At 61.4% G+C, this 11,856-nt stretch carries 11 protein-coding genes; 10 read left to right on the top strand and 1 reads right to left on the bottom strand.

Going from position 1 to position 11,856, the window contains the following annotated elements; genetic code table 11:
- Window positions 1-142: 142 nt before the first annotated feature.
- The gene (tuf, locus tag ACOQOU_RS17485; RefSeq protein WP_306051289.1) at window positions 143-1,318 is read right to left on the bottom strand and encodes an elongation factor Tu; all 1,176 of its coding nucleotides are present in this window, start codon (window positions 1,316-1,318) and stop codon (window positions 143-145) included.
- 194 nt (window positions 1,319-1,512) lie between these two features.
- Here tuf and ACOQOU_RS17480 point away from each other — a divergent pair, with 194 nt between their 5' ends.
- The 10 genes from ACOQOU_RS17480 (at window position 1,513) to ACOQOU_RS17435 (ending at window position 11,812) form a co-directional block, all read left to right on the top strand.
- Window positions 1,513-2,847 carry a DUF2793 domain-containing protein gene (locus ACOQOU_RS17480; RefSeq protein ID WP_306024863.1) on the top strand — a complete coding sequence of 445 codons (1,335 nt, stop codon included), beginning with the start codon at window positions 1,513-1,515 and terminating at the stop codon, window positions 2,845-2,847.
- A gap of 198 nt (window positions 2,848-3,045) precedes the next feature.
- Entirely contained in the window at window positions 3,046-3,633 is a 588-nt protein-coding gene (locus ACOQOU_RS17475) for a GNAT family N-acetyltransferase (RefSeq protein WP_346433261.1), read from the top strand.
- Window positions 3,630-4,910 carry a glycosyltransferase family 4 protein gene (locus tag ACOQOU_RS17470; protein WP_420578755.1) on the top strand — a complete coding sequence of 427 codons (1,281 nt, stop codon included), beginning with the start codon at window positions 3,630-3,632 and terminating at the stop codon, window positions 4,908-4,910. Before ACOQOU_RS17475 ends, ACOQOU_RS17470 begins: the two co-directional genes overlap by 4 nt.
- Window positions 4,907-6,022 (top strand): DegT/DnrJ/EryC1/StrS family aminotransferase, encoded by a 1,116-nt coding sequence (locus ACOQOU_RS17465; RefSeq protein WP_420578754.1) that lies wholly within the window; start codon window positions 4,907-4,909, stop codon window positions 6,020-6,022. Before ACOQOU_RS17470 ends, ACOQOU_RS17465 begins: the two co-directional genes overlap by 4 nt.
- 25 nt (window positions 6,023-6,047) lie before the next feature.
- Window positions 6,048-6,809 carry a class I SAM-dependent methyltransferase gene (locus ACOQOU_RS17460; protein ID WP_420578753.1) on the top strand — a complete coding sequence of 254 codons (762 nt, stop codon included), beginning with the start codon at window positions 6,048-6,050 and terminating at the stop codon, window positions 6,807-6,809.
- 89 nt (window positions 6,810-6,898) lie between these two features.
- The gene (locus ACOQOU_RS17455; RefSeq protein WP_306024858.1) at window positions 6,899-7,699 is read left to right on the top strand and encodes a transketolase; all 801 of its coding nucleotides are present in this window, start codon (window positions 6,899-6,901) and stop codon (window positions 7,697-7,699) included.
- A 1-nt stretch (window position 7,700) separates the two neighbouring features.
- Window positions 7,701-8,660 (top strand): transketolase family protein, encoded by a 960-nt coding sequence (locus ACOQOU_RS17450; RefSeq protein ID WP_306024857.1) that lies wholly within the window; start codon window positions 7,701-7,703, stop codon window positions 8,658-8,660.
- Window positions 8,661-8,662: 2 nt separating this feature from the next.
- Window positions 8,663-9,409 (top strand): sugar transferase, encoded by a 747-nt coding sequence (locus tag ACOQOU_RS17445; RefSeq protein WP_306024856.1) that lies wholly within the window; start codon window positions 8,663-8,665, stop codon window positions 9,407-9,409.
- Window positions 9,406-10,845, top strand: coding sequence for an O-antigen ligase family protein (locus ACOQOU_RS17440; protein WP_306024855.1), 1,440 nt, complete (start codon window positions 9,406-9,408; stop codon window positions 10,843-10,845). The genes ACOQOU_RS17445 and ACOQOU_RS17440 overlap by 4 nt, the downstream gene beginning before the upstream one ends.
- 88 nt (window positions 10,846-10,933) lie before the next feature.
- Complete coding sequence (locus tag ACOQOU_RS17435; protein WP_306024854.1) at window positions 10,934-11,812, top strand: D-glucuronyl C5-epimerase family protein; 879 nt, start codon at window positions 10,934-10,936, stop codon at window positions 11,810-11,812.
- Window positions 11,813-11,856 lie beyond the last annotated feature (44 nt).

Below are 11,856 nucleotides of genomic sequence, written 5' to 3'. Positions count from 1 at the left end.
AGGCGGTGGATACGAAAATGGCCGCTCGCGCGGCCATTTTTGCAGTCTATTGTTGCCTTCGGCGCTTGCGGCATCCGCAAGATCATCTTCGCCCTGGCGCGTTCGCGGACGGAAAGCCGGTGTCCACTTTTCCTGCGAACGCTTACTCGATGATCTTTGCGACGATGCCGGCGCCGACGGTGCGGCCGCCTTCGCGGATGGCAAAGCGCAGGCGCTCTTCCATCGCGATCGGCGTGATCAGCTCGACATTCATCTCCGCATTGTCGCCCGGCATCACCATCTCGGTGCCGTCGGGAAGCGTCACTTCGCCGGTCACGTCGGTGGTGCGGAAGTAGAACTGCGGACGGTACTTGTTGAAGAACGGCGTGTGGCGGCCGCCCTCTTCCTTGGTCAGGATGTAGGCCTCGGCCAAAAACTTCTTGTGCGGCTTGACCGAACCGGGCTTGCACAGAACCTGGCCGCGCTCGACGCCCTCGCGATCCACACCGCGCAGCAGCGCGCCGATATTGTCGCCCGCCTCGCCGCGGTCGAGCAGCTTGCGGAACATCTCGACGCCCGTGCAGGTCGTCTTGGTGGTGTCGCGGATGCCGACGATCTCGATCTCGTCGCCCACATTGATCACGCCACGCTCGACACGGCCGGTCACAACCGTGCCGCGGCCCGAGATCGAGAACACATCCTCGATCGGCATCAGGAAGGGCTGGTCGATCGGGCGGTCCGGCGTCGGAATGGCTTCATCGACGGCGGCCATCAGTTCGCGGATCGCATCCTCGCCCTTGGCCTTGTCGCCATCCTCGAGCGCCACAAGCGCCGAACCCTTGACCACCGGAATGTCGTCGCCGGGGAAGTCGTAGGAGGACAGAAGCTCGCGCACTTCCATCTCGACCAGCTCCAAGAGCTCCTCGTCGTCGACCTGGTCGACCTTGTTGAGGAACACCACGATCGCCGGCACGCCGACCTGGCGGGCCAGCAGAATGTGCTCGCGGGTCTGCGGCATCGGGCCGTCGGCGGCCGACACCACCAGGATCGCGCCGTCCATCTGCGCAGCGCCCGTGATCATGTTCTTCACATAGTCGGCGTGGCCGGGGCAGTCGACATGGGCATAGTGGCGCGCATCGGTCTCATATTCGACATGCGCGGTCGAAATGGTGATGCCGCGCGCCTTTTCCTCGGGCGCAGCGTCGATCTGGTCATAGGCCTTGAAGTCGCCAAAATACTTCGTGATCGCCGCCGTCAGCGACGTCTTGCCATGGTCAACGTGACCAATCGTGCCAATGTTCACGTGCGGCTTGTTGCGCTCAAACTTTTCCTTGGCCATTTTCGGTGTCCTGTCCGTCCAATTTTGCGGGCCTCGCCCCTGTACGAGCGCGGCACATAAGGCTTTGTCAGCATATGCGCAAGGGCCGGCGAGGCGGGGCGGCGATCGGGTCGCCAGGCGCGGCAACCCGGACTTATCCAACCGGCGATCGGGCGCGGTTACCATGGCGGGACCTCCAGCCAGAGAGCCAAGCCATGCAAACCAGCCCCAACCTCGCCCTGCCCTACATCATGCCGCTTCAGGCGCAGTCCCACGTGACGCACAATGAAGCGATCCGCAGGCTCGACTGCCTGACGCGTCTGGCGGTCATCGACCGGACGCGGACCGAGCCGCCGCCCGCGCCCGCCGATGGCGACCGCCACATCGTCGCGGCGCCGGCGACCGGCGCATGGGAAGGCCGGGACGGCGCCGTTGCCGCCTTCCAGGACGGCACATGGGCGTTCTACGCCCCCGCCGAGGGATGGACCGCCTGGTGCACGGGCGAAACCGGCTGGCTCCACTTTGACGGCAGCGACTGGCAGCAGCATGCCGGTTCGGGCGGGCTGCCGGGCAATCCGGACCAATTGGGCATCAACGCCACGGCCGACAGCGTCAACCGGCTCGCGGTCGGCTCCGATGCGAGCCTTTTTTCCCACGACAGTGCGGGCGACCACCGGATGGTCATCAACAAGGCGCAAACCGCGGACACGGCAAGTCTCGTCTTCCAGTCCGGCTGGTCGGGCCGGGCGGAACTGGGCCTGACCGGCAGCGACGATTTCGCCTTCAAGGTCAGCGCCGACGGCACCAATTTCGTCGATGCGCTGACGATCGACGGCCAGACGGGCGCCGTTTCCTTTCCCGCCACGAACCTGCCGTCCGACATGGTCGTGAACCTCTATCAGGACAGCGGGCGGATGGCCGGCAACGGCCAGACGGGCGTTACGGTCGGCGGGTTCGTCTTTCCGAGCTATCTGACGCTCTACAACGGCGCGACGGTGACCGGCCACGGCAAGTTCATTCACAACAATACGGACCATGGCGGATCCGCCGGATCGCTGACCCCGTCGGTCGCCGAGCTGATCGCGCAGATCCGGGAGCCCGGCAGCTACCGGCGCTATGGCAACGAGTTCTGGGTGGCCGAGATCGCGGCGGGCGCGGGAACGGCGGGGCCCTTCAGCCATGACGGCGTGACGGGATATGAAGCGTTCTTCAACGCGCAGATGATCCGGATGCCGGCGATGACCTTCCACGGCTATCTGCGGGCGCTCGATGCCCCAATCCTGTTCCGGAAGGCCGCGGGCCAGACGATCCATGTCGGCGGGGTGCCGCAACCGGGCGCGGTGCGGCTCGATCCGGCCGACGGGTGGCAGGCGGTGATGATCCAGGACCTGCAGCCGCCGCGCACCAGCTTCGGCTACATTCCGGCGACGCTGGACGTCTATGTGCCGAGCGCCGGCAACCGGTTCCAGCTGGCCTGTCCCGCCCTTGCCCCCGGCATCGCGCGGATCGACCCCGATACGGGCCTTATCGGCGCTGTGACGAGTTGGTGACGATCCCTTCCGCTTCTCGCCGGCATGGGGCCGTCCAATTGACAGCGCCCCCTGTCTTGCGGCACAGGGCCGTTCGTCAAAACGCTTGGCAGCTTCCGGCCGGACCTGCGCGGCGCTGCGACGGGGCAAAGCATATTCCTCCGAAACGGGTGTCCCCATCACCAATCGGCAACCCACGGTCTGGTTCAGCGAGTGAAGATGCCTAAAGCAGAGCCATCGCAAGAACCGATCCTGTTCTATCGCCTTGCTTCAGTATGGAATTCAGGCGGATCCGAGGCCCTGTCCCGGATCGCAAAGCGATCGCCCGAGCACAAGGTTGAGCACTGGTCGCCGTCATTGACAGAGCCTCGCCCGAGCGGATCGAAGGACGCGGTTTACCTGGCCTACTCTGCGATCAACGCACTTGCACTTTTCCCAAACCGGCACTACGGAGCGATCGCCATCCGGGACGCCAACGGCACTCTGTGTCACACGTCCATGGTTGTACCTCCAAGTCCGAGATTTCCTTTCATGGGTAAAGACGACGTGCAGATCGGAGCCACATGGACGAACCCGGTCGCGCGAGGCCATGGACTGGCGACCCGGGCGCTGCTGGAAGCCGCCCGCCTCTATGCCGACGGGCAACGCTCGCTGTGGTATCTGTGTGCGGCGACGAACCTGGCCTCGCAGAAGGTGGCGAAGAATGCGGGGTTCGCTTGCATCGGTCGAGGCCGGAAAGTGCCTCGGCTGGGCCTTCGGGTCCTGGGCTTTTATGCTGTTACTGCACCGCTTGAACGAGACGGATGATGCGCATCTGGACAACTGTCATCGGTCAGCGGCTTTCAGATGCCGACAACACCCGTTCCATGCTCTTGTGCGACACGCTTCTGAAGCGTGGGCACGAGGTCACCATGTGGACGTCGGCGTTCGACCACATAAACAAGACGCAGCGGCAGGAGTTCCTTGCCGCCGCCGATGGCGTTCACATGATGCCAAACGGGCTCCAGGTTAGGTTCATGGAAGGGTGCGGCTACCGGTCCAACATCAGCCTCAGGAGGTTCATTGACCACTGGCTCTGTGGTCGCGACTTCCGGCGCAAGGCGGAAGGGCTTCCGCTCCCCGACGCGATGGTCGTCAGCATTCCGGATCACTTGACGGCGAGCGCGGCGCTCGGTTTCTGCGTTCGCAAAGGCGTGCCAGCAGTGGCCGACGTTCGCGACAAATGGCCCGATATTTTCGTCGACTACGTCGATGGTGTAGCCAAGAAGGCGCTCGTGCGAACGGCCCTGGCATGGGAGAGCCGACGCGTCGCCCACGCGCTCAGCTCGGCAACCGGCCTTGTCAGCATGATGAACTCGCTCATGAACTGGGGGCTCGACAAGTCAGGGCGAACGAAGTCCAAACGCGATCGCATCTTCTATCTGGCAACGTCACCGCGGAACTACGGCGTCGAGCCCGAAGAGCCTATCTCGCCGACGAGTGCTGTCGCCAAAGCCCTGGAGGCCACAAAGGGCAAGGTCGTTTTTGCTTTCACCGGCACGTTCAACCGAACCCAGCACCCATCCCTCGTTCTCGACGCCGTTGATATGATGACGGCCGAGGGCAATCCACTCGTGGACCGCTTCGCCGTCATAATCGGAGGTACAGGAGAAGGGGCCGACGAGATCAACCGTCGGGCCGACGCATTGCCCAACGTTCATATGACCGGCTGGCTCAGTTCAGTCGAAATGCGTACGTTGTTGCGCGGTGCGGATGTCGGATTGCTGATGATGAACTTCCCCTCCCCGGCCTTCAACAACAAGGCGTTCTCATACCTTTCGAGCGGCTTGCCGATCGTGAATTGCGCGACGGGCGATCTTGCCGACCTGATCAGCGAACATGAACTTGGAATCAACTGCCGCGGCGGCGATGCGAGTGGCGTCAAGGACGCCATCGTCAGATTAATCCAAGAGCCGGAACTTCGTAGGAGGATGGCCGCCAATGTGCGCCACATCTTTGAAGAACAATTCGACACGCCAACGATCTATGGACGATACGCCGACCATGTCGAGCAGATCGCCGCAACGAAAATGCCAGCCGAGTGAGCGATAGCACCATGCAAGTGCCCTTCTTCAACTACCCAGCAATCTACGCCGAAGACGGCGATGGGTATCTCGACACGATACGCGGAGTATTGGAGCGCGGCGCCTTTATCATGCAGAAGGAGCTTGCGGACTTCGAAGCCAACCTTGCCGCCTACCTGGGGTGCAAACACGCGATCGGTGTTGCTGACGGTACGGCCGCGCTGATCATGGCCTTGCGCGCGAGCGGTATCGGGTCCGGCGATGAAGTGATCGTCTCGTCTCACACCTTCATAGCCACGGCGGCGGCCGTGCATCATGTCGGCGCCGTTCCGGTTATCGCCGATTGCCTGCCGGACAGCATGATCGATCCGGACAGCGTCCGACGGATGATCACGCCGCAGACATCCGCAATCATGCCCACGCAGCTCAACGGCCGCACCTGCGACATGACGGCGCTGTCCGCCATCGCCGATGAGCACGATCTGTTGATGGTGGAAGACAGCTGCCAGGCGCTCGGAGCCCGTTACGACGGAACGCCAGCGGGACTGTTCGGCAAAGTAGGTTCCTACAGCTTCTATCCGGCCAAGACGCTTGGATGCTTCGGTGACGGCGGAGCGGTCGTGACCGACGATGACGAGGCGGCGGCCTTCATCCGGCAGTTACGCGACCATGGTCGGGGCGAAGGCGGCAAAGTCACCATGTTCGGCCACAATGGTCGTCTCGACAATGTGCAGGCCGCCATCCTCGACCGAAAGCTTGCCCGCTATGACCGGGCGATCGGCAGGCGCCGTGCGATTGCTTCGCTGTACAATGAGCGTCTCAAGGACGTTGCGGAACTGACACTTCCGCCGGCGCCAGATGCCGACAACGTCCGTTTCGACATCTTCCAGAACTACGAGATTCAAGCCGAGCGCCGCGACGATCTTCGCCAGTTCCTCGCCCAAAATGGCGTCGGCACGATCTGCCAGTGGGGCGGATGGATGCTTCATCAGTTCGACGATCTTGCGCTTCGCGCCGATGCGCCATACGCCGAGCAGATGTCCAAACGGTACATGATGCTGCCGCTGCATCATCTGCTGACCGATGACGAGATCAATTACGTTGCCGACAAGGTGATCGAGTTCCACCGATAGCCGGTATCAAAGGACAGGCTTTGCCATGACTGATCAGCCCGCTTCCGTCTCTGGCGGTTTCCGCACAACAGCCGAACAGCAAGAAGGCGCGCGCAATCAGCGCATCTTCGAGAACAATCCCTCCACTTGGGAAACCAAGATGGAGAACTTCCCGAAGTATGTTCGGCGGCAGAACCTGACGCGATTTCTGGCGCTCTATGAAATCTTCAAGCGTGTGCAGAACGTGAAGGGCTCAATCGTGGAGTGCGGGGTCAATCACGGCTTCGGGCTGATGAGCTGGGCCAAGTTCTCGGCAATCCTCGAGCCTGTGAACTTGATGAGACGCATCTACGGCTTCGACACGTTCGAGGGTTTCCCAGGCCTCAGCAACGAGGACCGGGCGGCAGCCTCCATGCACGTGAAGCAAGGGGATCTGGCCGCAGATGTACACGATGAGCTGCTGCAACTGGTCGACATCTATGATTCGTCGCGCTTCATCGGACACGTCGACAAGGTAAAGCTCATCAAGGGGGATGCGGCCAAGACAATTCCGAACTTCATCGAGGAGCATCCGCATGTTCTGGTTTCGCTCCTCTTCATGGACTTCGATCTTTATGAACCGCTCAAGGTCGCGCTTGAGCACTTCCTACCGCGGATGCCAAAAGGCGCCATTGTCGCTTTCGATGAACTCGACAATCCGATGTGGCCCGGCGAAACCTTGGCAATGATCGAGACTCACGCTAAACGCCCCCTGAGAATTGAGCGCTTGGATTTTGACCCCTACATCGGCTTCGCGGTTCTCGACTGATTTTTCATCCGACCATTATCAAACGCAAAAGGCCAGGCCCCTTGGAAGCTAGCAACTGGCAGCGCGGATTGCCCCAGGACACCGTCGACATGGCCCATCGCATCCGGCGCCATGTTGTCGAGATGACGAGCGCGGGCAAGAGTTCGCACGTCGGATCGTGCCTGTCGATTGCCGACATCTGCGCCGTTCTGTACGGCGAGGTGCTCAATGTCGATCCCGAAAACCCCCGTCATCCCGACCGCGATCGTCTGATCCTGTCGAAGGGTCATGCCGGAGCGGCAATCTATGCAAGCTTGGCCGAGCGGGGCTTCATGCCTCGCCAGATGCTTCGCCAGCACTATCAGAACGGTTCAATTCTTTCGGGCCATGTCTCACACAAGGGCGTACCGGGGGTGGAACTCTCCACGGGATCGCTCGGCCACGGTCTGGGCGTTGGCGTCGGCCTCGCAAAGGCCGCCAAAGTCAAAGGCGCCTCGCACCGCGTGTTCGTCCTGCTTTCCGATGGAGAATGCGACGAAGGCTCGAACTGGGAGGCCATTCTCTTTGCTGGTCATCACCGGCTCGACAATCTCGTGGCGATCATCGACTACAACAAGATTCAGTCCCTCGCTCCCGTGGACGAAACCCTTGGCCTTGAGCCGTTTGGCGACAAATGGCGGTCGTTCGGATGGGCGACGGTGGAGGCAGACGGCCATGATCACGAGTCGTTGAAGGCAGCATTCGCACAGGCTGACAAGACCGATAACCAGCCGACCGTCGTGATTTGTCATACAACCAAGGGCAATGGCGTGTCATTCATGGAGAACACTGTCCTGTGGCACTATCGTACGCCGCAGGGCGACGAGTTCGACAGCGCCATCGCCGAACTCACCGAACTGGCGGCCAAGTGACATGCGCGACGCGTTCATCTCTGAACTGACCAAGCTGGCCGCGGCCGATCCCGCCAGGGTCCTGATCACCGGGGACCTCGGATTCGGCGTCCTGACCGACTTCTGGGAAACCTTTCCGAACCAGTTCATCAATGCAGGTGTCGCCGAGCAGAACATGACCGCGATTGCCTGCGGCATGGCTCTCGAAGGGTTCAAGTGCTACACCTATTCAATTGCGAATTTCACAACGCTGCGATGCCTGGAACACATTCGTAACGACGTCTGCTACCACGACGCCGACGTGACGGTCGTGTCGGTCGGCGGTGGTTTTTCCTACGGTCAGCTGGGCGTCTCCCATTTCGCAACCGAAGACATCGCCATCCTGCGCGCCATCCCCAACATCAAGGTTGTGGCCCCCACGGACCCCTGGGAAGCTGCAGAGCTTACCGTCCAGATGGCTGACATCCCCGGCCCGAAATATCTGCGGCTGGACAAGGGCAAGGCCGGCCTCCCCGAGAAACGGGAGGAAGTGATATTCGGCAAGGGGCGAACCGTCGCAGACGGCCGCGACGTCACGCTGGTGGCAACCGGTGCAATCCTGTCAGAAGCCCTGACAGCCGGTGAACGGCTACGTGAAGCGGGCTACTCCGTGCGGGTGCTGGCTCTTCATACGCTCAAGCCCGTCGATGAAAATCTCATTGTGGCGGCAGCGCGGGAAACCGGTGGCCTCGTGACAGTCGAGGAGCACACGGTCTGTGGCGGTCTCGGCGGCATCGTGGCAGAGGTCTGCATGAAGCACGGCGTCATGCCCGGCTTCCTGAAGTTCATCGGCCTCAATGACGTGTTTCCGACCGTCGTCGGCGACCAGGACTATCTCCGGTCGGCTTACGGACTTGACGCGGACGCCGTTGTCGCCGCGGCATTGAGCGGGCTCGGCCACGAAAAGCAGCCCGCCGGCGCTCGAATCGGTGGATCGGGATAACCATGGCGAAGCGGCTCTTCGATCTCGCCTTCGCCATTGCCTTCCTGGTGGTCCTCAGCCCGCTGCTCGTGGCCGCGTTGTTCGCCGTCTGGCTGCAGGATCGCCACTCGCCGGTCTATGCCGCAAAGCGTGTTGCCCGCGGCAATAGCGATTTCACGATGTACAAGATCCGCTCCATGCGCATCGATGCCGACAAGAGCGGAGTGAACTCGACCGGCGACGGTGACACAAGGGTGACGCGGGTTGGACGTCTGGTCCGCAAGACCAAGTTCGACGAGTTTCTGCAGTGCGTGAACATTCTCAAAGGCGATATGTCGGTGGTCGGACCGCGACCAAATACCCGCGCCTGGGGCGTCGACTTGTACACCGCCGAAGAGATGCGCCTGTTGAGCGTCCGGCCCGGTATCACGGACCTGGCTTCGATCGTTTTTTCGGATGAAGCGGCAATCCTGAAAGGCGCCGATCATCCCGACCTCGCCTATAATCAGCTGATTCGACCTTGGAAGAGCCGCCTCGGCCTCTTCTACATTGACCATATGAGCCTTGGCATGGACCTGCGCATCTGCATGTTGACGCTCGGTGCGTTGACCAACAAGCGCAGGACACTGGACGCCGTTGTGTCGCTGCTCGAGCGATATGGCGCCGATCCGGATTTGATCTCCGTCTGCCGGCGGGAGCGCGACCTGACGCCGACCGCTCCGCCGGGCGCGCAGTCCATACAAACAGAGGCATATGAGCCGGCGATATGACCGCAACCGCAGCATCGTGGCGAGAAGGCGACCCAACGCCGATTAGCATCTGGCTGTTTGGGGCAGCTTTGATTGCCATGGCAGCGGTCAATTACGTACCGCACTTTGCCCTGCCTACCGGCTTTTTCCTTGCGCTCTGCGTCGCGTTCGCGGTCGCAGGCGCAATCGACCTGCTGCGGGGCAGAACGGCAATTACGAAGATCCAATTTTGCTTTGCGGCAATTGCCCTGACGGGATTGGTCTATCTGACGGTTGGGCTTTTCGTCTTCGAATACGACCCTTACAACACCGTCGCCCGAACGAGCCCGCTCATAGCATTCGGCATCGGGGCGTTCCTCAGTATCGGCCGATCGGACGATGTCCGGTGCCTGACTTACTGCATGGTCGCCGCTTTCCTACTGCATGTCGTCGTCGTCTTCATGAACATGATGACGCATGAATCCGTCCTTATGGACGATGTCGAGGCGCTTTCAAACTTTCGACTGTCGCAGCTCGATCCCAATGCGGTCGTTCCGTTTGCGCTTTGCTTCGTTCCGATGTTTGTGAACTATCTCAAGCCACGCCTCTGGGTTCCCTTGCTGTTCATCGCGGGGTTACTCCTGAGTTGGGCCGGCTACCGTGCTTGGTTCCTGCTGATCCTTTTGCAGGCCGTGATGTTCTTCGTCGTCTATGGGCTTCGCAACAGCACGGCATACCTCGCCACCTTCGCCGTCTTCGCCGGCCTTGCTGTCGGCCTCATGTCTACTCCGTCAAACACTTACGAGGTGGTCAGGCTGGACAACCGCGTGACAGCGCTGTGGCAGACGCTCTACAAGGGCCAGACATCAATCGGCCTGCAGGATGGGGAGATCGCTGCCGACGAAGGAGAAACCGGGCCGCAGGCGCTCAAGCGCGGCCTGTTCGGCCGGTCCGGGCAGCCAAGGCCGGCGGTAACCCCCGGTCAGGAAGGCGGCAGATTCCGCAACTTCGACACATATGAACTCCTGCTGAACCGATTCATTTCCGAGGACATCCGCGACGATTCGCGCATCCGCGAAGCCGCTTACGCGTTCGGCGCGTTCCTTGCGCGCCCGGTGTTTGGGGCCGGTTTCGGGCAAATGATACCCGGGGAGGTGATCTACGGCGAGGATCTGGCCCAACTCGAGCAGTATGAAACCGGCGGCTATCTACACCTACAGTTGCCCTACTACCTGATGAGCGGCGGACTGATCGGGTTTCTCATTCTGTATTCGGCACATCTGCTCGTCCTGACCAAGATGCGCAATCGGGCTCGCCTGAGAGGCGCCATGCCAGCACTGACGAGTGTTGCCTGCCTGTTCCTTGCCGCCCAGACATCGGCCATGTACCAGCTTCCACACTATTCGGTGCTTGTCGTCCTTGCCCTCCATGTGGCCTATTTCGAGCTGACCGGAAACGATGATCGCATCAGTTCGTAGGCGCCTCGCCCGATACCTGAATTGGCGCAGCTCGTCCTTGGCGTTCTGGTGGCTGCCGTGCCGTCCATGGCCAAAGGGGGTTCCGGTTGTGAATGACCGCGGCAATGGCCCCTCTTATCCCGACTATTTCATCGACCTGACAGCCAAGACCGAGTATGCGCTGCACCTCGACGCGGACGGCGTTCCGATGCTGGACTACCTGGACGGCGCGCCGCCTCGCTACAACCCTTGCGCAGTCTCTCAATTTGGGTTGGGCGCATTCAGTGTCTGGGCACGGTCCGGTGATGACGTTGCGTTGAACCAGATGGCCGCTTGCGCGCGCTGGTTGCTCGCGAACGGGGTCGACGGGCCTGAAGACAGCTTGCTCTATCTGTATGATTTCGGTGCGGAAATCGTACCCGATCTGGCCGTTCCCTACTGCTCCGCGATCGCACAGGGTCAGGCGGCGAGCCTGCTTTTCAGAGCAGCAAGAGCGCTCGGCGATCAGGCCCTGCACACGCAAGCAATCCGGTCAGCGCGGATTATCCCGGTCCCGGTGAGCGAAGGCGGTCTAATGCGAACCGGGCCGGGCGACGCAACGGTGTTCGAAGAGTTCCCGGCGGCAACGCTTCATGCGGTTCTCGACGGCCATCTTTATGCCGTTGCGGCACTAATCGATGCCAATCATTTTGCGGCTGACCAGTTCCCGGACACGGTTGTCGCCCACGCGCAGAAGGGGGCACGATCGCTTCTGTCAGCCTACGACCTCGGATACTGGTCCCGGACGGACCTCTACGGATCGACAGTCATGGTTGCCAGTCCGTTCTATCACAAGCTGCATGTTACGCAGTTGACGGGCCTTCATGCACAGACCGGCAATCAAGTCTTTGCTGACTATCGTGACATCTTTGGCGCCTACCAAGCGAGCCCAATCTGCCGTGGCCGAGCGTTTGTGGAGAAAGCATGGAAGAAGATCGCCTATTATTGAGCGCTGCCACCTTTCGGAGCCGATGTGCATGACCAGGAGCGGCA

The sequence above is a fragment of the Oceaniradius stylonematis genome (genome assembly GCF_965223445.1).
In the GTDB taxonomy this organism is placed as follows: Bacteria; Pseudomonadota; Alphaproteobacteria; order Rhizobiales; family Rhizobiaceae; genus Roseitalea; species Roseitalea stylonematis.
The sequence above is the reverse complement of the archived record's forward strand: the minus strand, read 5'-3'. Positions and strand labels throughout refer to the sequence as shown.